General features: G+C 42.8%; 11 protein-coding genes and 1 riboswitch. Of the genes, 2 read left to right on the forward strand and 9 right to left on the reverse strand.

Going from position 1 to position 22107, the window contains the following annotated elements; genetic code table 11:
* Window positions 1-7: 7 nt before the first annotated feature.
* The 8 genes from LZD48_RS05845 to LZD48_RS05880 all read right to left on the reverse strand — a co-directional run bounded on the left by LZD48_RS05845 (window position 8) and on the right by LZD48_RS05880 (window position 16246).
* Window positions 8-568, reverse strand: coding sequence for a BsuPI-related putative proteinase inhibitor (locus LZD48_RS05845; RefSeq protein WP_235761807.1), 561 nt, complete (start codon window positions 566-568; stop codon window positions 8-10).
* Window positions 569-625: 57 nt separating this feature from the next.
* A complete protein-coding gene (locus tag LZD48_RS05850; protein ID WP_235761808.1) occupies window positions 626-2995 on the reverse strand; it encodes a S8 family serine peptidase in 2370 nt (789 codons plus the stop codon).
* Window positions 2996-3404: 409 nt separating this feature from the next.
* A complete protein-coding gene (locus LZD48_RS05855) occupies window positions 3405-5459 on the reverse strand; it encodes a cell wall-binding repeat-containing protein (RefSeq protein WP_235761809.1) in 2055 nt (684 codons plus the stop codon).
* A 772-nt stretch (window positions 5460-6231) separates the two neighbouring features.
* The gene (locus LZD48_RS05860) at window positions 6232-7725 is read right to left on the reverse strand and encodes a sodium:solute symporter family protein (protein ID WP_235761810.1); all 1494 of its coding nucleotides are present in this window, start codon (window positions 7723-7725) and stop codon (window positions 6232-6234) included.
* A 48-nt stretch (window positions 7726-7773) separates the two neighbouring features.
* Window positions 7774-9150, reverse strand: a complete 1377-nt coding sequence (locus LZD48_RS05865; RefSeq protein ID WP_235761811.1) for an LLM class flavin-dependent oxidoreductase — start codon at window positions 9148-9150, stop codon at window positions 7774-7776.
* 251 nt (window positions 9151-9401) lie between these two features.
* Window positions 9402-9508, reverse strand: a riboswitch (SAM riboswitch).
* 157 nt (window positions 9509-9665) lie between these two features.
* On the reverse strand, window positions 9666-12263 hold the full coding sequence (locus tag LZD48_RS05870; protein ID WP_235761812.1) for a cell wall-binding repeat-containing protein: 2598 nt from the start codon (window positions 12261-12263) through the stop codon (window positions 9666-9668).
* A 205-nt stretch (window positions 12264-12468) separates the two neighbouring features.
* Entirely contained in the window at window positions 12469-14904 is a 2436-nt protein-coding gene (locus LZD48_RS05875) for a cell wall-binding repeat-containing protein (RefSeq protein ID WP_235761813.1), read from the reverse strand.
* Window positions 14905-15184: 280 nt separating this feature from the next.
* Window positions 15185-16246: a heparan-alpha-glucosaminide N-acetyltransferase domain-containing protein gene (locus tag LZD48_RS05880; RefSeq protein WP_235761814.1), complete on the reverse strand. Its 1062-nt coding sequence runs from the start codon at window positions 16244-16246 to the stop codon at window positions 15185-15187.
* 170 nt (window positions 16247-16416) lie between these two features.
* On the opposite strand from LZD48_RS05880, the gene LZD48_RS05885 reads away from it, so the two are divergent.
* Together LZD48_RS05885 and LZD48_RS05890 are read left to right on the forward strand one after the other, a co-directional pair.
* Window positions 16417-17148, forward strand: a complete 732-nt coding sequence (locus tag LZD48_RS05885) for a PIG-L deacetylase family protein (RefSeq protein WP_235761815.1) — start codon at window positions 16417-16419, stop codon at window positions 17146-17148.
* Between the two features lie 128 nt (window positions 17149-17276).
* Window positions 17277-19262 carry an acyltransferase family protein gene (locus LZD48_RS05890; RefSeq protein WP_235761816.1) on the forward strand — a complete coding sequence of 662 codons (1986 nt, stop codon included), beginning with the start codon at window positions 17277-17279 and terminating at the stop codon, window positions 19260-19262.
* A 329-nt stretch (window positions 19263-19591) separates the two neighbouring features.
* Here the strand turns inward: LZD48_RS05890 and LZD48_RS05895 are convergent, their stop codons facing one another.
* A complete protein-coding gene (locus LZD48_RS05895; RefSeq protein WP_235761817.1) occupies window positions 19592-21997 on the reverse strand; it encodes a cell wall-binding repeat-containing protein in 2406 nt (801 codons plus the stop codon).
* Window positions 21998-22107 lie beyond the last annotated feature (110 nt).

The raw sequence follows: 22107 nt of genomic DNA on the forward strand, positions 1-22107 counted from the left end.
TTATTAGTCAATTGATATTAAGGGAATTATCTGAAGTTACTTCAAATGTCTCAACTTTTTCGGATGTTTCGGCAAGATCACGTGCAGTCAGATAAATTTTGATGGTATATTCACCTGGATCAAGTGATGGCAGTTCGACATCAAATGTCTGCTCGTCACCGGCAGCTAATTCAATTTCCTCTACCGCTTGCATGAAGGCCTTACCTTCTGAATAGGTCGAAATTACACCAGTTTCATCACTTATTTCATATTCATACTTTTGGCTCGTCGAAAAACGTAATGTTGTTGCAGTGTCTCCATCGTTTTGTACGGTGTAGGTCATTTGATCACCTTCTGCGTTTAGTGCAAAGTTAAGCTCGGTGTCCACATTTTCATCTCCTTCGTTTTCTTCCTCTGTTCCATTTTCTTCCTGTTCCTCTTGTCCGTTATTGTCTTCAGGTTGCTCCTCTTGCCCTTCATCGTTTTCTCCCTGGCAAGCTGTAAGAATCAGTGCTGCCAACAGAATAAGGATCCCTATTAATTTCTTCATTATCATCACCTCAGCTGATTGAATTAAAAACCGGACCATAACTAGCTTCCTCGCAGACTATCTGCAGTCAAGTCCGTCATGCTCCGGTTTATTTTTTTAGTTTAATAAATCAAGTAATTCTTTTCTTATATCTTCGCTTACAGCGCCTTTCCCTCCGAAAATGGTTAAATTCTCAACATCATTTTCCGTAATAAATTTCGTGACGCTTGCTGGAATCCGGTCATGTACTAAGAGGATTCCTGTATTGTTCTTCGCTGCAAGTGTCGCACCTGCTAATGAATCGGCAAAGTTTCTTCCCGTTGCAATATACATATTTTCAACATCCGGGTTGAAATGCTGAGCAAGTAACGTGTTGGTAACATAGCGGTCGCTTCCACTGATGCGATTTGCTTGTGGCAGCTTGTTCTTCACGCCATTTGTTACAACACTTGCACCACCGACAACGATTGTTTCCTCTACTTTCAGTTCGTTCAGTGCTTTCGTCGTTGCAGCTGGGATTCTATCCTTCTGCGTGACGAGGATTGGAATGCCATTTTTCGCTGCGTATGGTGCTACGGATAGTGCATCCGGGAAATCGTAGCCATTTACGACAAATGCCTGGTCTGATCCGCTCGGCTTCACTTCTTTCGCAATAAGAAGTGCTGTATCTGTCCGGCTGGATCCGCTAATTCTTCTTACATTTAAACCTTCATCTTGTAAAGTGGATTGGATGCCATTGCTGATTGCGCCCGTTCCGCCGATAATGACGACATTTTTAGCCTTTAATCGTTTAATCTCACGCAATGTCTTGTCATACAGTTTGCTTGAGGCGGTTAAGAGAATCGGTGCATCTTCTTTAAAAGCAAGCGGGACGGATGTGAGTGCATCGGCAAAGTCATCGCCTCTTGCTAAAACAACGGTATCCGCACGATCCCAGCCTTCCTTGCTAATCTCAATTGCTGTGTCATAGCGTAAGTAGCCACTGATTCGTTGCACGGATTTGTCTTTCTCTGCTAACGTCTTCTCCATCGCAGCTGCTGCGTTGAGCAAGCCATATCCGTACCCATTATTCGGGTGACTTGTGAATTCATCGTCCGTCAGTGGTGTTGCAGATGAACGGATAATGGTCTGAATTTCTTGCACAGACAAGTTCGAATGCGCCTGCTTCATGAGTGCCACGACTCCAGATACTGCTGGGCTTGCCATCGAAGTACCCGGCTTTGTTCCATACCTTCCATTTGGGATAGAAGAATAAATGTTTACTCCTGGTGCGACAACATCGGGCTTGGTTTCCCCATAGGGAGACGGACCGAGTAATGAGAATGGTGCTAATTCATTTTCTTGGTCAACCGCACCGACAGCGATTGATTCCGGGTAGTTGGCTGGTGCTTCGACGGAGCCTGGTGTCTGATTATAATCATTTCCAGTTGAGAAAACAGGGACAATTCCTGCTGCCACCCAAGCTTTCACGATATCACGGTAGAATTCTTCGTAACCGCCACCGCCGCCCCAAGAGTTATTCACGATATCAGGAGCAAGATCTGGTCGTTCCACGCCATTTGCATCAGTCGGATTGAGTACCCATTCGGCTGCTTCCAGCAGATCACTGTCATAAGCGTACCCACTACTGTCAAAAGCACGGACCGCAATCCATTCTGCACCTGGTGCAACACCAATACCTTGCTCGCCATTCTTGCCGACGAGCGTGCCCGTTACATGTGTTCCGTGATCAACGACATCGACCGGTTCACTGGAATCACCGGTAATATCATACCAGCTGTAAGCATGATTCACTTCACCAGTTGTTGCATTATAGCCCCGGTAGTTCTGTTTGATTGCCGGATGCGTCCAATCCGCTCCAGAATCAATCGTTGCTATTACTATTCCTGTACCATCATATCCTTGTTCCCAAACATCTGGTGCCTTCACTCGGTCAACGTTCCATACTACGCTTGTTGGGAGTGCTGCTTTTTCTGCATTCGTTGTGTTATGTAAGTATTTTTGTTTATTTGGTACGACTTTTTCTACTTCGTCCAGATTATTGATTTTCTCTGCAACTTCTTTTGTTGCCGTAACTGCTACCGTGTTCGCAACATAATACGGTTTAATATCTGCCGCGTTTCCTTGTTCCGCTTCTGCCTCAAGCAGTTGCATCACTTCTTCTTGTGACGTTTCCGCCGCTCGTTGCAATTCTGTTACGACAGCTTCCCGCTGCAATTCTTTTACGTTTGCGTCAGATAGTGTCGCACCTGCTTTTGCAGCAGCTGCCCTCGCAATCTTCTCCACCTCTGGCTTCTCGGTAAACGTGATGATGAAAGAGGTCTGCTCTTCCTCTTCAAATTCACTGAGAAGTTCGGATGAAAGCTTTCCCTTATTCCCCGCGGGTTCTGTCTTATCTGCTGCAAAGGCTGCTCCTGGCAAGATGCTTTGCAAAAAGACGAGAACAACCGCTAATACAGACAACAATTTAATCGTTTTATTCTGCATGCTTCATTCTCCTTACTTTTAGACTATGTAACTCGTATAGATACCATTTTAACACTTCATAGTTACCAGTTCTATGGAAATTAGATATTCATGAAAAATACTCTATGAAGTTAGCATATCGACTTCATAGAGTATTTTTTAACGCATGAATGAATTTCATAATTACCAAAGTCAGCTTCACCATCACCATATGTAGTTGGGAACGAACCAACTCAACTACATATGGTGATGGCGAAGCATTAAATACGTATTATGAAATTCATTAGCATGTTTCGTAATTTAAAATAAAGATACGGTGGCTAACTATATTTACTGCTATTAGCCACGGCCGGCTGCAGCGCCGAGCGACTATCAAACTTCACACTCCATGAGTTTGTACGTCGCTAAACAGACGCTTCCGCCTTTGTTCTTATTGCAATAGGTCTGTCAGCTTCTCTTCAATTGGTTCATCCACTGCACCTGGCCCACCGAAGATTGCTAGACTTTCAAAGTTCTTCGTGTTCATATAGCTCGCGACAGATGCCGGTACATCGTGGTGAACGAGGAGAATCGCGCTGTTTTCTTTCGCTGCGAGTACTCCGCCCGTTAATGCGTCGGCAAAGTTATTTCCTGTTGCGACATATACATGGTTGCTGTCAACACCGAAGTGACCAGCAATGGCAATATTCGTCTCGTAACGGTCCTTACCGCTTAGACGGGTTGCGTCAGGGAGTGCTTTTTCTACCGCTTCAGAAATTGCTGCTTCGCCTCCAACAACAATCGTTTCTTCCACACCTAAGCTTTCAACTGCTTCTCCGGTAGCTTGAGCAACCCGGTCGTCCAATGTGAGAAGAATTGGCAAGCCTTCTTTTGCCGCGTAAGATGCTACAGAAAGCGCGTCAGGGAAGTCCATTCCGTTTGCAACAACGGCTTCTTTTGTTCCCTCTGGCGCGACGAGGTCAGCGATTAATGCTGCTGTTTCGAAACGGGAATCTCCGTTCAGACGCTCGACTTCCAGTCCTTCTTCCGCTAATACTTCAAAGACATCTTTACTAACTGCTGTCTCTCCACCTAAAATAATGACATTTTCTGCACCGAGACGTTTAATTTCTTTGAGTGTATTTTCCCAAAGTTTATTCGGCTGTGTCATTAAAATTGGCGCGTCCAGCTTGTGTGCTAGTGGTACGCCAGCTAACGCGTCGGCAAAGTCATCACCGCGAGCGATAATAACGGTGTCTGCCTCATCCCAGCCTTGTTTACTTGCTTCGATTGCCGTGTCATATCTTGTATGGCCATAGAGACGCTCTGCTTCCGGTTTTACCGTAAGAACAGCTGCTTTACTTACATTGCCTGCTTTATCTGTTGCTGTTACTGTAATTTCTGTTCCAGCTGCTTGTTTTACAATCGGAATTTCGAATTCACCTGATTCCGGAACAGTGATTCTACCAAGCTGGCTATCTCCTGCATTGGCGATAACGGTAGATTCGGCTTCAGCTGTTCCTGTAATCGTTGTCGTTTTTTCCGAGATTGTGTTGACTTGTGGTGCTGCTGGTGCTGTAATGTCGACTACTTTCACAATGACAGGGTAGCTAATATTGCCCGCTCTGTCTGTTGCTGTCAGTGTAATCGTTGTATCATGCTCCTGTGCCTCAATCTCAATTACGAAACTGCCATCTTCTTCGACTGTTGCAGCACCAATTTCCTCACCAGCAATAACGGCTGATACGGTCGTGCCCGGTTCTGCTGTTCCCGTAATTTCGGTTGCTTCATCTGTCACCTGCTCTACCTCTGGTGATTCAGGTGGAATGACATCCGTAACTTCTACTGTTTTTGTGATCGTTTGCTTGAAGTTATTCGTAAGTTCAAATACAACCTGATCTGTTACCATGTCGTCGATCGTAACCGTAAATTCTCCCCGGTCATCTGATTCGACTGCTTCACCGCGGGTAGCGATATCTAAGAATAGTAACGTCTTTCCTTCAATAGTAACGCTGCGTGATTTGTTCGTTAAATCTTCATTGTATACTTCGAAAGGAACATCGTAAGCTTCTTTACCGATGACACGCTCGTCGATATCATTTGTCCCTTCGAGTTGTACTTCACCTTGATAGATTGGAGTATTAATTTCTTCCGTTAGATTTCTCGCATGAAGCGTACCGTTAACAAACAGGCCGCCCTCACTGCGTAATCCGCCGTAAACGTAAATGTCTCCGTTAATTTTTACGTTATTTTTAATTGTAAGGATGGAGTTCGGACTGATATAAACGTCTGTATTGATAACAGTGTTCGACCATTCTTCGTTACCTTTTGTCACATAATAGTCCTCGTTGTCATCGATTACAATGTCTTTTAAAACATTTGCTTCCTTGTCTTCTGATAGAGCTTCACCAGTTGCGGCAAAGGTTTGCACCGGTAGGAAAATGCTTAGCGCTAGAACGAGTGCCATGAAAATAGATGAAACTCTCTTTGATGATTTGTTGTTCATTTTGTTCTCCTTTCTATTCTAGTTGGTAATTTTTCTCTTTTTCTATTATATATGATAGAACGATAATTTACTAAGAAAGCAGCAATGTTGGCAAAAAAAGAGATGCATATACTCATAGAGAAAGGAAAAGTCTGCATCGTAAAACCGCTCCGGGGATAATCCGCTTGCTATGAACGGCTGGTGTCTCTTATCTTTCCGGAGCTGATTGTTCGTTCGGAGCTAAATAATTCAAATTTCACGGTCTGAAGCAGTAAGTATCCTCCGCTGAATTAATGAAAGCAATCGTTCATTATAGTGATGGACATGATGTTAAGACTTTTTTCGAATGATAGAGGGTTCTAATCGCTCGGGCGAGATAGATTCCTTTTTGTTCGAGTAAATAGAAGGGCGCTAATTGCTCGAGTGAAACAGATTCCGGTTTGTTCAAGTGAATAGAGGCGCTCTAATCGCCCGATTGAAGGATTCCGGTTCGTTCAAGTGAATAGAAGCGCTCTAATCAACCGAATGCACCGAATTTCAGTTCATTCGGGCTGAGAGATCTTATGAACATCTAAATTTCATTGTCCTTGCTCAATTTCGCCAGTGAAACTCACCAGTACGATCATTAAACTTATCTATCAAAACATCTTAAGTATCTTTCATTCTCTATAACCCCTCCGCTACTTTTTAAAGTACCATTTCCACAGAGAAAGGCCGATAATGGCATAGATGATAAGTGAACCGTAGAGCCAGACGGATAGCATTTCATTAACGAACATGGATCTTTCTCCCTTCATTCTGCTTTTGCTAAATCTTCAGCGACTTGCTGCTTATCTTTCATAATGAAAGCGAGTAGAATCATAGAAACGATTCCGATACCCGTGGCGACTGCACCGGCCGTCATCGTGCTTGGTATGATTCCGCCAAAGTATAAAATCAGATAAGCGAGTAAACCGATAATCATGGAACCTTCTGCTGCCCGGGGTGATGCTTTCCGTTTTCCATACACCGCATATAAAATTGGTCCAAGGGTTCCAGCTGCAATCCCGGAAATTCCAATCCACATGACGTCTCCCATATACATCGGTGGTTTGAGAACAATGAGAAATGCGAGCAGCCCGACAACTGGTACTGCTATTCTACTAATCCGTAATGCTATCTTTTCCGCCCTTTCATCATCTACTTGAACAATTCCGCGTTTTACGAGGAATTTCAGGAAAATATCATTCGCAAAGACAGTGGAAATCGATACGAATAATCCATCTGTCGTGGACATCGCCGCAGCAAGAATCACCACTCCGAAGAATGCGACAATAATAGCCGGGAATGCCCATGTGACATATTCCATTAAGGCTAAGTCGGCAACGATATCTGCTGGTCCGAGCGCAACTCTACTGTAAAGTCCACCGAATAAAACAACGACACAGAGAGAAGCCGTGATGACGTAGGTGAGAATCATTTTCCCTAGATCTTTCTCATTTTTCAAGCCCAATACTTTGTTAAATAGATGCGGAGCTGAGGCAAACGCCCACTGAATCGTAATCGCACCGATAACGGCACCAATCGAATAAAAATGGGCAGAATCGGGGTTAAATACTTTCACCAAATTGCCATCTTGCGCAGCTAAATTGTCTACTATTCCGGAGAAAGTGGCTGTAATCCCGTCATTCCAGAAAATCACAATCCCGGAAATGAATACGATAATTCCTGCAATCGCCATTAAGATGACTTGGATCGCATCTGTATAAATATCTGCTAATGCCCCTCCGCCGAAAACATACAGCACAACAACGGCCGTAATGAGAATGAGTCCGACTGTATAATCCAACCCGAGTAAATATTCGAAAATCCTTGCACCTGCTACAAACTGGGCGGCGATATAGAAGATATTAAACAGTAAAATCAAGCCTGTCCCTACCCGTAAAATATCACTATTATAATAGTCGCCTAACCAATCCGGCAGGGAAAGGGACTGCTGCGTTTTATTTAGTGCCCTGATTCGTTTTGCAACCATCAAGACCCCGATGGCTCCTCCGCCAATCATGGCGATCACTAACCAGAGGTTGGTCAGCCCCCAATCATAGGACCAGCCGGGATAACCTAGAAACGTCGCTGCACTTAAATAGGTGGCAGCAAAAGAAAGGCCGAGCACAACCGGGCCAAGTCCTCCACCGATCGCAAAGTCGCGGACGCTTTTTGTTTGCTTCGTTCCGAGTAAGCCGAGTGCCAACATAATCCCAAGAAACAATAGAAAACCAACCCATGTATAGACCGTTACACTGTTCAAGATTTTCCTCCTTCCGATAAAGCATTTTAAAACTTTTTCTCGCGTTTATTATTTTACTAGTGTAGAAATTCTTTTTGCCGGATGATTCGCAGGTAAACGAGCGGAATCGGTATCAAACAGGTTTTCCCGTAATGTTTTTCCTGTGTATTCCTTCCGGTAGATGCCGCGTTTTTGCAATTCCGGTACGACATGATCGACAAACTCACGGAACGTTTCCAAGGAATAGCTTTGTGCGATGTTAAATCCGTCGACATCACCTTCTGTTGCCCATTCTTGGATCCGATCTGCAATTTGCTCTGGTGTCCCAATGAATTTCGCTGTTCCATTGCCGAGGCCATGATTTTGGATTGCTTCTCGTAATGTCCACTTTTTATTCGGGTCCTTCGTATACATGTCCAGATTCCCTTGAACAGCTTCTGTTTCAATATCTTCAATATATTGATCCGGGTCATATTTCGAGAAATCAATTCCTGTATGACCGGAAAGCATTGCTGCCGTTCCTTCATAACTGACATGATTCTTCAAATCCTCGTATTTCTCGTAAGCTTCTTCTTCTGTAGAACCGACAATCGGCAGAACCATTGGGAAGATGCGAACACTATCTGCATTTCTTCCTTGTTCGACGACCCGCTTTCGTAAGTCTTGGGAGTAATTCCTCTGCGCTTCAAGAGAATGTCCTTTCGTAAAGACGCCTTCCGCATGTTTCGCTGCAAAATCCCGCCCCCTTGGGGAAGCACCAGCTTGGAATAATACCGGTGTACGCTGTGGGGATGGTTCCGTTAAATGAATTCCCGGTACATTGAAAAACTCCCCGTGATGATTGATGGCATGAACCTTCTCTGGATCTGCAAACGTATCTTTCGCTCTGTCATGCACTACCGCGTCATCTTCCCAGCTATGTTCCCAAAGCTTATAAACGACTTCTAAAAATTCATCCGCCCGGTCATACCGCTGACGCTTCGGCAGACGCCCAGACAAGCCAAGGTTAATCGCTTCACTTTCCAAATAGGAAGTAACAACGTTCCATGCAATCCGGCCTTTCGTTAAATGATCCAATGTAGACAATTGCCGCGCCAATGCATAGGGCTGGGCATATGTAGCGGAAACGGTTGGTGCAAAGCCAATATGCTCGGTTACTTGTGCCATGGCAGAAATAATTAATAACGGATCATGGGCAGGCAACTGAACCGCATGGCGGATTGCTGCATCATGACTGTTTCCATAAACGGAATAGGTTCCTAACACATCCGCGATAAATACAGCATCAAATTTACCACGTTCCAATACTTTCGCTGTTTCCGCCCAGTAGTTTAGACTATTATGCTTCCGTCCTTCATCTTTTTCATGTTTCCATAGTCCAGTAGAATGTGGGGATGGTGAATTTTGAATGAAACCGTTTAAATGAATTTGTTTCTTGTTGCTCATTTTAGCCACTCCTTTTTTGTTTTCTTACCTTTCTTAATGAATTTCATAATACGTATTTAATGCTTCACCATCACCATATGTAATTGAGTTGGTTCGTTCCCAACTACATATGGTGATGGAAAAGCCGACTTTGGTAATTATGAAATTCATTCTTCTCACTACCATATATTACTTTTCCTATCTTTTTAATCAGATTTAGGGCAATGAAAAAACTCTCCCAAGATGAGGAAGAGTTTGTTTGATAGCTTCACCCCTCATCTTTCAAGCATCTGCTTGCTGGAATTAGCACCTTATTACGAAACGTAATGGTTGCCGCGGGGTCAACGGACCAGATTCCTACCCCGGCTCTTGATAAAGGTAATTCATATGTGATTAGTAAGAATTAAATATCATTCTACATAATGAGCAGGGTGTCTGTCAACAGTTAATTTTCAGAAAAGGTCTTTCCTACCAGTTAATGGGGAAAAAAATCCCCTGTAAAGCAGGTTGTCTGCTCTACAGGGGATTCCTTATACTTACTTCAATCGTTTTGTTAACTCATTTTTGATGGAGTCGTCAACTGCTCCGGTTCCTCCGAAGATGGAGAGACTCTGGAATTTTTGTTTGTTCATATAGGCTGTAACAGATGCCGGGACGCTATGATGGACGAGTAAAATTGCACTGTTCTCTTTCGCTGCAAGTACTCCGCCAGTCAATGCATCAGCATAGTTCTGACCAGTTGCGACATAAATATGCTTGCTGTCTACACCAAAGTGTTTTGCAATTGCAATATTCGTTTCATAACGGTCCTTACCGCTTAAACGCTCGGCTTTCGGCAATGCTTGTGCTACCTTTTTAGAAACTACCGATTCTCCGCCAACGACAAGCGTTTCTTTCACGCCGAGTGATTGCACTGCGGACTCGGTCGCTTTTGCAACACGGTCATCTAGTGTTAAAAGAATTGGCAGACCTTCTTTTGCTGCATAAGATGCGACGGAAAGTGCATCAGGAAAATCCATGCCATTTGCTACGACTACTTTTTTCGTTCCATTTGGTGCAATTTTCTTAGCGATCAATGCTGCTGTTTCGAAACGAGAATCACCATCGATTCGTTCTACTTTCAGTCCCGCTTTTGTTAATTCATTTGCTACTGTTTTACTTACCGCACCTTCTCCACCAAGGATGATCGCATTCTTCGCACCAAGGCGTTTGATTTCTGTGAGACTGTTATCCCATAGTTTGTTGCCTGGTGTCATTAGAATGGGTGCATCCAGTTTATGAGCTAGCGGTACTCCTGCAAGGGCATCTGCAAAATCATCGCCACGCGCGATAATGACCGTTTCTGCTTTATCCCAGCCTCGTTTACTTGCTTCCACTGCTGTGTCGTAGCGCATGTATCCAGAGATACGCTCGACTTGTTTTTTCACGATAATGGTTGCTGCTTTACTTTCGTTACCAGCTTTATCTTTTGCTGTTACGGTAACTTTCGTATCTGCAGCTTGTTTTTTAATCGGCATTTCGAATGTACCGTCAGATTCAGCAGTCACGCGACCGATCTGCTGATCGTTAGCTGTTGCAACTACGACAGATGCTGCTTCTGCTGTTCCAGTGATTTTCGTTGATTGGTCTATTAGTTGGTTAACTGCAGGCGCTTCTGGAGCAGTTACGTCTTTTACAACAACTTTACTTGCCTCGCTAACATTTCCTGCTTTATCTGTCGCGGTGACGACGATTTCTGTTTCAGCAGCTTGTTTAGCGATTTTTATTGTAAAATTACCGTTCGCGCTTGCTGTCGCCTGGCCAATTTCCTCATCTGCTACTTTTGCAATGACCGTTGCATTAGCTTCTGCTTTACCGGTAATTTCCGTTGATTGGTCGGTTACTTCATTAACTTCTGGAGCTGTAGGTGGTGTGGTGTCTGACACCGTTATCTTCGCAGCTTCACTTTCCTTTCCATTCTTTCCAGCTGCAACTACTGTCAACTCTGTTCCCGCAGTTTGTTTTGATATAGCTAGGTTGAATGCACCTTTTGAGTCTGCATGACCTATTACTAATTCTTTTCCTGCAGCACTTACTTTAATGACAGCGTCTGAACTTGATGTACCAGTTACTTTTTCATCTTGGTCTGTCACTTCATTAACAACTGGAATCGCTGCATTCGTAATTATTTCAAGAGTATTTTTTTCGCTTTTATTTCCACTATTATCTTCAGCTGAAATAGAAAGATTGTAATCTTTATTAGCTTCTAGGTTAGTGAATGTATAGCTATTTTCTCCAGTATATACTTCATCAATTTTCTCATCATTTACATATAAATTATAGTGTGAAAGATCAGCATCGTTAACGCCTTCCCAAATTACATTGATAAAATCTGACCCGTACTGGTCAACATTAAAATCTGATACGTTATTTGGTGGCAAAACATCAGCAATGCTTACACTCTTGTATGTTTGGCCGCCAAAAATATCGACCAATTCAAACTCCACGCTATTGGACGTGAAATTATTTAATGTGACTGTAAAGAATCCTTTGTCATCTAAAGTAACTTCTTGTCCTTGAACATATACTTCAAGGAATGGTAGTGTTTGACCTTCAATCATTACCGTACCTGATTCATTTGTTAAATCATCCGTAAACACTACAAATGGAACATGATAAGGTTGATTACCAACATGTACAGAGTAAACAGAGTTTGGACCAGATAATTTAACGCTTCCATGGTAATATGGTCCACCAGTTGTTCCATAGCTTACATTTTTGGCATATAGTGTTCCGCCAACTGATAATCCTCCGCGAGCATCTAACGCGCCATAAACATATAAATCTCCTGGTACGAATCCATAACCGTTAACAATAACAACTGCATCTGGTCCAATATAGACATCGTTGTCAAAAGCAGCAAAATTCCAAGCCTGACTATTTAAAATAACGTCATAGTCCTGCTCAGTTTGTTGAGCAGAAGCTTGGTCTTCCTCTTCAATAATTTCAAGTTCTTCAAAAGTTAGAATTTCTCCAACTTGATCCGTTGCAACATCCTCCGCTTGAGCTGCCAATATAGAGCTTGGCAGGAAAACATTAAGAAATAAGATTAACACCATAAAGCCGTATGTAATTCTACTAAACTTTCTTTTCATCCAATTTCCCTTCCCTTCTGTTATTTTTTCCCTATACCCATTATAGGTGAATCGGGTATATTTTACTAGACAAATAGATAGATAACTTCTATACTTCAAAATAAGTTCATACTGATAACCCTTACAAACTAAAATTAAACACAAAAAAACACCCTACAGAGTATTAGGCTACTCTATAGGATGTTTTCGTAGATTCATACCGAACTTATTCGTTCAGGTAGTCTTCTAGAGCTTGTTTAACATCGTCACTTACTGCATTTTGACCACCAAAGATTGCAGAGAAGTCAACGTCATTTGCTTCTAGGTAAGGTGCGATTTCTGCTGGGATTCTATCATGTACTAATAGAATTGCAGATTCGTCCTTAGCTGATAGAACTGCTCCTGTAAGAGCGTCAGCGTAATCTTTACCTGTAGCAATGTAAAGACCAGCGTCTGCAAAGTCATAGTGTTCTAAGATCGCAACGTTAGTACCGTAACGGTCATCACCAGCTAGACGAGTTGCAGATGGAAGAGCTTCTTCTACATCAGCGTTAACAACTGCTTCTCCACCGACTACTGTAGTTTCAGCTACATTGTACTCATCAAGGAGTGCTTGAGTTGCTTCTGGTACACGGTCATCCAATGTTAATACAATTGGAGTTTCTGTTTGAGCTGCGAATGAACCAATTGTCAGTGCATCCGGGAAGTTTAGTCCGTTTGCTACAACAACTTCATTCAGTTCGCCGCCGTTTAATTCAGCGAATGCTTTTGCAATTTCTGCTGCAGTATCGAAACGAGAGTCACCAGCTAAACGATTGATATCAGGAACTGCTGAAGCTAATCTGTTATACGTTTCTGGAGCAATTGCACCTTCTCCTCCAAGAACGATTGCTTCGTCAGCACCGAGTCTTTCGATTTCAGCTAATGTTTTTTCAACAATTTTATCATTGTCTGTTGTTAAAAGAATTGGTGTATCTAGTAAGTGTGCTAAAGGAACACCTGCTAGAGCGTCTGCATAGTCATCACCACGGGCAACGATTACGGTATCAACAGAGTCGTCTTCCCAAGCTTGGCTAATTTCAATAGCTGTGTCGTATCTGCTATGACCGAAGATACGCTCAAGCTCTTCTGGAGATGGTTCTGGTTCTGGTTCTGGCTCTGGTTCTGGTTCTGGCTCTGGAGCTGGCTCTTCCGCAATTGCATCAACTACTGCTGAAGCATTTACTAGTCCATGACCGAATCCATTGTTAACTTCTTCAGAGAATTCATCGTTCGTTAAGTTTGTTGCTGTTTCAGTTAGAACATTTTCAATTTCTTCAATTGTTGCGTCAGCATTTGCTTGTTTAGCAAGTGCTACAACACCCGCAACTGCTGGAGCTGCCATGGAAGTACCGTCAGCCCATGCAACATCATCAATAGGGTAAGAAAATGGAACTGTTACACCTGGAGCTACAACTTCAGGTTTTACTTCACCATATGGTGATGGTCCTTTTGCTGAGAAATCAGCAAGGCTGTTATCCTTATCAATTGCACCAACTGTAAATGCTTCTGGGTACAGTGCTGGAACGAAGATCGATCCTTCTTCAGGATTATCTAAGTTTCCTGCTGCAAATACTGGGAAGATGTTCGCATCTGTCCAAGAAACAAGTACGTCACGGAACCATTCGTTATCAAAAGTTTCCCCATTTGAGTCAACGCCCCATGAGTTGTTGATAACGTCTGGTGCGTTAGCCGCGTCTCCGCCTGGAGCTAGCATCCACTCTGCAGCTTCAACAAACGCAGGTAGTGGGCCACTTCCGATTGAGTTAAGAGCTTTAGCTGCAATCCAAGTTGAACCTGGTGCAACACCTAAATCACCGGAGTAACCTGCAATTTCAAAGTTTTGACCGGATGTAGTACCAGCTACGTGTGTACCATGTCCGTTGTCATCGTATGCTTCTTCTTCGCCATTAATAGCATCATAGAAGCTTGCTGCGTGATTAACTTCGCCTGTTTCTGCATTATAACCACGGTAGCTATCTTGGACTGCCGGGTGATCCCACTGGACACCAGAGTCAATGTTACCAATTACGATACCTTCACCGTTGAATCCTTTTTCCCAAGCTTCTGGAGCTTGAACATGATCAACGTTCCAGCCTAATGGATATTCATCGATAATACTTTCATTCAGGCTGTTTTCTTTTTGAACCGGATCAATTAGTTTGATTTCCGGGCTAGCTGTAACACTTTTAACTTCAGAGAATGCTGCAACTTCTTCAGCAACTTCCTGAGTTGCTGTTACAACAAGAATGTTAGCGATATAGAAAGAATTAACTTCCGCTACATCTGCGTTATCCTCTAAGTAACTTAAAACATCTGCTTGTGTTGCATCAGCAGTTGTCTGTAAAGCATTAATTACTGCTTCACGTTGCTGAACTTCTGCTTGTTCTTCAGATAGTCCAGATAGGCTTACACTTTGCTTTGCTGCAGTTGTGTCAGCCTTTTCGTTGAATTCTACAACAAATGAAACTTCGTCGTTCTCTTCAAATTCTTGTATTAGGTTACTAGAGAGTTTCCCCTCAACTGAATTAGTCTGTGCAAAAATTGAAATTGGTGAGAATAGTGACGCCACCATGATCAACGCAGTGAACAAACTAAGTAAGTTAAAACGTTTCTTGACCACAAAATCCCTCCTGGAATGGAAATAGATTCAAAGTTATATTACAAACAACAAAGAAATCAGCTGCTATTTTCACCGTCCTTTCTCCTCTTGTCAGCGGTATTGTCCTGGGTGTCTGCTCTATTATGTATGGTGGTAACGATGAATCCGTCACCCGCTTTGCAGAGGTTAAATAGATTTTTTGTTGTTTAGTAAACGAATAGCAAGTTCTGGAAATTATTATAACATACTCCGAGAATAATTGTTTGATATTTTAGTACTAATAGACTTATAGGAAGAAAGGCTAAATTTTGACATATATTTTATTTTTATGAGCATAAAGCGTGATAACTAACCAGATTCCAAAATAGATTATAAAATAAATTATTTCGGCAGGAAGCCCGAAACTTCCCGAGAAATCCATCAAAAGGGTGTTTAGCGAGGTTGATCGTTCTCCAATCGTGACGCTTGTGTTAATGAGCACTGCGTACAGGACGTATTTCCCGAAGTAAACGAGGAAACTATTTCTCCCATATGCTTCTAACACCCAATGTACAGATTTTTTAAACGGTTTTATTTCATTAGATTGGTTTTTATCAAAAATGACATAACAGATTGCTAGAATGAATATCGTAAGTCCCGCTGTAATGATTCCGAACGACGGGGACCATAGTCTTTTATTAAATGGAATAATTACATTCACAACTAGGGATAAGAGGATGAGGGCAGTCGAAAATGTAAATAAGCGCATTCCGACCTTTTTCCCTTTATTTAAGAGAATCTTCCCAGCCACGAAACCGAGCAGCACATTTCCAAGTGCAGAGAATATCGTCGGTATTCCTTCCGGGTCGTGACCACGTTCCCCCTGAGCATATGTATGATTTTCTCCGAATATTACCGGATCGATTATATGGGATGGATTGCACCCCATCTGCGGCAGCGCGTCTTCACATCCCGCTCCTACTACGAGCAAGGATGCACCGTAAATACCGAATATGATAAAGCTCAGAACGATTAATGCTCCAATACGTTTGATATATTTTGTAATCACAACAGTTAGAACACCGAGAACGGCAAATAACTGCAGCACGCCTGTGAATCTGAGAGTAGCTAAGTCTAATGACCAAGCAGCGACCATGTTAAACAACAAACCAAAAATAATCAATCGAAATGTCCGGAGGCCCAGCCGCTTCGCACTGACACCTTTGCGGTAAGCGATGGCCATACTCGTTCCGAAAATCGTAACGAAAGCCGGAAATATCGTATCGAGCATGGTCAGCCCGTACCAAGGAGCATGACTAAATACTCCCGGAACACTAAATGTAAAGATAGATAGAAAAACAATAAACCCTCGTGTGGTATCCAACGAGTAGATTCTGCTCTTCTTTCTAGTAGTTAAATTCGCGTTCATCCTATCACATTCCCTATTCTTATACTTATTAAACATAAATTCTATTATAACCTTTAAAAAGTTTACCATAAACTAATTGTTCGTATCGAATATTGTATATAATAGCAGAGAAAGGAGGTAGCATGATGGATAGAAGAAAGTATCTGACGGCCGGGGTCATCGTACTCGTTTCTGCAATCGTACTGGCAATCTTTTTCCGGTTTGATATTTTACATAAAGATTTAAATGAAGTCATCTATTATATTCCGCATCAGGATGACGAAGTAATTACCTTTGGCGTGTCGATCCATGACCATGTCGAAAAGGGTCATGATGTGCATGTTGTCCTCTTAACTGACGGGGCGAATTCAGCAGTTCGGCATCAGCTTGATTTAACAAAAGAGGAATTTTCCGAAGCAAGGAATCGGGAGTTCGATCTGGCCGTGGAAATCCTCGGAGTTGATGCAGATCATGTGGAAAAGCTTGGGCACGCAGATGGGGATCTGCAAGTAGAAGATGTAGAAGAAGTCATCCGGGAATATCAGGAACGTTATCCGGATGCAAGCCATAAAACATTCAGCTATCACGATCCACATCATGACCACGCGAATGCTGGGCATGCGCTACGTAATCTAATGAAGGAAGGAATCATTGAGGATGGAACCTTTTACTTTGGAAATAACTTTACTCCGCTGGACGTCGAGATAAAAGAAGACCATTATGAGGAGGATTATCTCGAGACCATTATTGAAGCGAGCCGGGCTTATAAGGAAGTAGATATGGATAAAGGCATGTATGGGATCGGCTGGAAGTCAGTACCGGAATATTTTATAACCCTGGAGGAGAACCCGGTTAGTCCGTATCATGAGCTCGAATAAACGCGAGGAATTATATGGATTAGACAAGTTACTTGGAATTCGATAAACTTAAGGGTGTGCTTTATTCACTTTAGGGAGTTTTATAGAATAAAAGCATCGTAAACATTGAAAAAGAAAGCGTGAGATTCATGGATTTATATAAGAAAGCCGACAGAAAGTTCAGGCTGGAAATTGAAGGCTTGCGGGCTGTCGCTTCTATTCTAGTTGCTGTCTATCATATCTGGCTCGGAAATGTGTCCGGCGGGGTCGATGTATTCTTCGTTGTGGCAGGATTTTTAATTACGACTTCCCTGCTTGGCCGCTATGAACGGTCCGGCAAGATTGATTTCAGCGGATTTATTTTGCGGCTGATGAAGCGATTGTTCCCAGCAGCTTTTACCGTGCTGTTTATTACAGGAATTGCCTGTATCATTTGGCTCCCGGAAGTTAGATGGGCTCAAACCGTTCAGGAATTGCTTGCTGCTGCCTTGTATTTCGAAAACTGGCAATTAGCGATTAATTCGGTGGACTATCTTGCACAGAATAATGAAGCGAGCCCGTTCCAACACTTCTGGGCGATGTCCTTACAGGGGCAATTCTATATTATTTGGCCGCTCCTTCTATTCATAACGATTTTGCTTGCTCGTTTTATTTTCAAAAAGCAAGTAAGACCGGTGTTCTTTGGGACATTGATTGTCGTGTTCTTCATTTCCTTTGGTTATTCCATTTACATGACGGATGTTAACCAACCTTGGGCCTATTTCGACACGTTCACGAGAGTATGGGAATTTAGTGCAGGCGGATTGCTTGCTTTACTCATTGCAAATATTAAAGTGAATAAATCACTTAGCTTTGTTTTGAGCTGGCTCGGTCTGATTGGATTAGTTAGCTGTGGTTTAGTTCTGCAAGTATCAACCGTGTTCCCAGGTTACGCGGCATTATGGCCGGTACTGAGTGCGATCTTTATTTTAATCGCTGGAAATCAAGGTGGAAAATATAGTGCTTATGGTTTACTAAGTTCGAAGCCGCTCATTGCGTTTGGCGGAATTTCGTACGGTTTCTACCTCTGGCATTGGCCAATCTTAATCTTTTACTTCCTTATTACAGGGAATGAAACAGCTAGCCTTGTTGAAGGATTACTCATTATGGTACTATCGGCTATTCTTGCTTATGTGACAACAGAATTTGTCGAGAAGCCAATTCGAAACAGAAAGAGCTTGAACGTGAAATGGAAGACAGCAACGGTTGCTGTTCTCTTCCTCCTCCCGGTCTTAGTGCTCTCCGGCTTCTGGTCCCAAACGATTGCTAAGCAGCAGAATCAGTTGGCGGATATGGTGAATGAAGAAGATTATCCAGGTGCTGCGGTAACAGCATTTGCCGAAACGAGCGCCGAGACAGATGAACCGGTCGTTCCTACACCGGTGCAAGCGCGAAATGACCAACCTGATTTATATGCGGATGGTTGTCACCAAGCTATCGGAGAAACGGAAGTCATTGAATGTATTTACGGGGAGACGGAAAATCCGGAATACACCGTGGCACTTGTAGGCGGCTCACATTCTGCCCACTGGCTGCCGGCATTACAAGGATTTGCCGAAGAAGAAAAAATTCAAATCAATTCGTACACGAAAAGTGGTTGTCGTTTTTCCACGGAAGAATTTGATGCAGAAGATTGTACCGATTGGAATACGAATTTAATGGACGTTATTCTTGAATTAGATCCGGATCTCGTATTTACAACGGCAGATGTTACGCAGCATCAAGAAGTTCCTGACGGATATGTTGAGGCATGGGAAATCTTAGAAGAGCATGATATTCAAGTATTTGCCGTTCGGGATAACCCGCGCTTCACCTTTGATGTTCCTTCCTGTGTGGAGGAAAATGGTCCAGATAGTATAGAATGTGCGGTGGAACAAGAAGAGATTCTCCCTGCTGAGGCACCGTGGGATCAGTTAGAGAATCCGCCAGCAAATGTACATTATGCTGATTTCACCGACCGATTCTGTGAGGATGGTTCCTGTAAAGCAGTCGTCGGGAATGTGCTAGTCTATACGGATAGCCATCATATTACAGCAACTTATTCTAGTACACTCGCACCTTTTGTACGAGATGAATTGGTGCCATTACTCAAATAAAGTTAAAAAAATAGAGAAAGTCTCTCGTTGATTTGGAGAGATTTTCTCTATTTTTATGTTTTATTTTAACTTTCGCGTGGCTTACTACCCGAATTCGGGAAGAATGATACTTTTGGGTGTTGAGCGGATTTCTCTCTGCCGGATTATACCGGAATCCGGGTGGAACGGGCGTTGAGAGAGCCTATATTCGACCGAGCCAACCGAATTGCAGCTCAAACGGGCGTTGAGAACACTCCCAAACACCCGTTTGACCCAAAACCGCATTCTAACAGTTGTTAAGAACCTTTAGCGTAAAGCGAGGTCTCTTCCTCTTATGCGAAAATTAGTATTTACTTCACTAGATTGATAATGTTAGTACGCACTTTATCTTGGATCGCACTGTTTCCGCCTAAGAAGTAAATATCCGGTTTTGTCGGTGTGTTTGATTTCAACCATGTATTTACCGATTTAGGAACTTGGTCGGATAGCGTGAGCACGAGCGGGCTCCCTTTCTTCGCTGCTAGTGGAGCGGCACTTAGTGCGTCTGCTATATCCATCCCTTGTGCGACGAAGATATTATCTAATTGGTTCTTGTTGTAATACTTGTTGATGATGGCAAGTCCCGTATCAAAGCGGGCTTTTCCAGAAACGCGTTCGACTTTGCCGGTTAATTTCTTCAGCTCATTTTCCACATTAGCGGAAACAGCTGTCTTCCCGCCGATAATTGTTACTTTAGAAACGTTATTTTTCGTAATAAAGTTTCGTGCTTCCTCACTTAATTTCTTCGTATTCGTAAGCAGGATTGGAATGTTCTTCTCTCCTGCGTATGGTGCGATTGCGAGTGGGTCGGATGACTTCTCGTCTCCTGTTGTAATAAATACTTCATTTACTTTTTTCTTGGAAGCGACTATATCTGCAACTTTAGCAGCTGTACCGTAACGAAGATCTGCTTCGATTCGTTCTACACGGGAGCTTCTAAACATATCTTGTAGTTGCTTCTCCACATTTGTAGAAATTGCACCCTTACCACCTAGAATATAAACATATTTCGGTTGAATTCGTTTTAATTCCTGCTCAACAGCTGGTGTTAAGCGGTCATTTCTCGTTAGCAGTAATGGTGAATCCAGACTTGAAGCGAGCACACTTCCCGTTAATGCGTCAATCGGCAGGTCTCCGCGGCCGATCACAACGTATTCCGGCTGCTCCCAGTGCCAGCCATGGTTCGATATGGCTACACTTGTTTCAAAACGGTTCGGTCCTTCAAGCGGGTAAACATCGACATATTCTCCTGCTGTCACGTAACTGGATGAAACCCAACCGGTTTGTCCAGAGCTTGTACGAACTGGCAGCCAGACGTATTGGTTCACTCGAGAATTATTTCCTCTGTATTCCCCTGTAATCGTTAATTTCGTTCCTTTTGGAAGACTTGCCACGACACTTGAGCTTGTGCTTGGTTCTTTACGCAAGTTCAATGAGCGTGTATTCGTGTATGCTGTCTCACCCTTTTTCAGTGATTGGCTGGAATAATGCTGCGGTCCATCCATTTGATACTTATTCGAACGAAAACGCAGTTGACCATTAGATAACTGATATGGTTCAAGTTTTTGTGTCGGGAACGGTGTAATATCGATTAAGGTTAAATCTCGTAATCTCTTAAACACGTTTTCCTGATAAGCTGTATATGGATTTTCCAATGGGTTGTTTCTCGGCAGCATTCCGTTGTAAGCCATAATAGCGAAATACCAATTTTCGATAACCATCGGATCGCCATTATTCACGGTTGGGATAATAGGGGTTTTAGCATCTTTATAATTCCACTTATCTTTTAAAATACGGATTCCTTCTCGGACGTTAAAGCGGATATCTTCTTTCAAACGTTTGATATATTTATCTTTTGCGGAACCTTCACTTAAATACATATGGTTGGAAACTTGCATAATACCAATACCGATACAATCATAGCCGAGCAGGGCGTTCGTCCCGTCCCAAGCTAGTTTTCTACCATCTGTTGTTTTACAACTATTTTTGACACGGCTTGGTACCTCGTTCCAGAATTGTTGCCAGTTACTTTCCTGGTAAGCAATTGCTTTTACAATTTCTGGGGATACATTGGCATTCAGAGCTTCTTCTGTTAAAATCTTGTTGATTTCTGCATAAGATGGATTTTTGTATTTATAGTTCACTTGTGCGGCAGCTTCTTTTTCTTCTGTAATATCTGTGAGGGATGCTTGTCCAGCTTCCACTTGGCTGCCTTTAATCGTAAAGTGCTGCTCCACCATTCCAGATGGTTCGGTCATTGCATCATCTTCCTCATATTCCGGGTATTCGATTGCGATCCCGTCATTTGTAACGGCAAAATTTGCCCGTTCAAATACGTTAGAAGTGTATACTTTCTCCACTCCTGCTGGGGATAGCTTTACGACATCAAAGTATAGTCCATTTCCTGAACCATCCATGCGATATGTAATAATACCATAAGTCTCACTCTCTGATTCTACTTGGTAAAAGTTCGTGACCTGTACAAAGGAGAGTTCTTCTTGATAAAGTTCCTCACCTGAATCTGTAATCCGTATCGTAGCGTTCTCTTCCTCATTCACTACTTCAACCTGCAAGGTGTCTGTCAGTTCTACATTGTTTTCCCCGAAGTCAAAGGTGATTTCGCCGTTTTCTTCTGCATGTACGTGCTGGAATGATAGAATTCCAAATGCCAGGATTGCGACGGCTATAACGAATAACTTGTTAACCTGTTTCTTCAATGGTTCGTTTCCTCCTCATCATTTCTATACCTCTAAAGATACCATAATTTATACTGGTTTTTCTACCTTGTTTTGACATTTTTCAGACATGTTTTTCCCATAAAAAAGAG

It is taken from the genome of Oceanobacillus alkalisoli (assembly GCF_021556485.1).
Taxonomy (GTDB): domain Bacteria; phylum Bacillota; class Bacilli; order Bacillales; family Amphibacillaceae; genus Oceanobacillus; species Oceanobacillus alkalisoli.

Bases quoted from the DNA above. Each gene is read 5' to 3' on its own strand.
- LZD48_RS05890 (WP_235761816.1), top strand. From the start codon at position 17,277: ATGGATTTATATAAGAAAGCCGACAGAAAGTTCAGGCTGGAAATTGAA.
- LZD48_RS05870 (WP_235761812.1), bottom strand. From the start codon at position 12,263: ATGAAAAGAAAGTTTAGTAGAATTACATACGGCTTTATGGTGTTAATC.
- LZD48_RS05855 (WP_235761809.1), bottom strand. From the start codon at position 5,459: ATGAACAACAAATCATCAAAGAGAGTTTCATCTATTTTCATGGCACTC.
- LZD48_RS05865 (WP_235761811.1), bottom strand. From the start codon at position 9,150: ATGAGCAACAAGAAACAAATTCATTTAAACGGTTTCATTCAAAATTCA.
- LZD48_RS05850 (WP_235761808.1), bottom strand. From the start codon at position 2,995: ATGCAGAATAAAACGATTAAATTGTTGTCTGTATTAGCGGTTGTTCTC.
- LZD48_RS05885 (WP_235761815.1), top strand. From the start codon at position 16,417: ATGGATAGAAGAAAGTATCTGACGGCCGGGGTCATCGTACTCGTTTCT.
- LZD48_RS05845 (WP_235761807.1), bottom strand. From the start codon at position 568: ATGGTCCGGTTTTTAATTCAATCAGCTGAGGTGATGATAATGAAGAAA.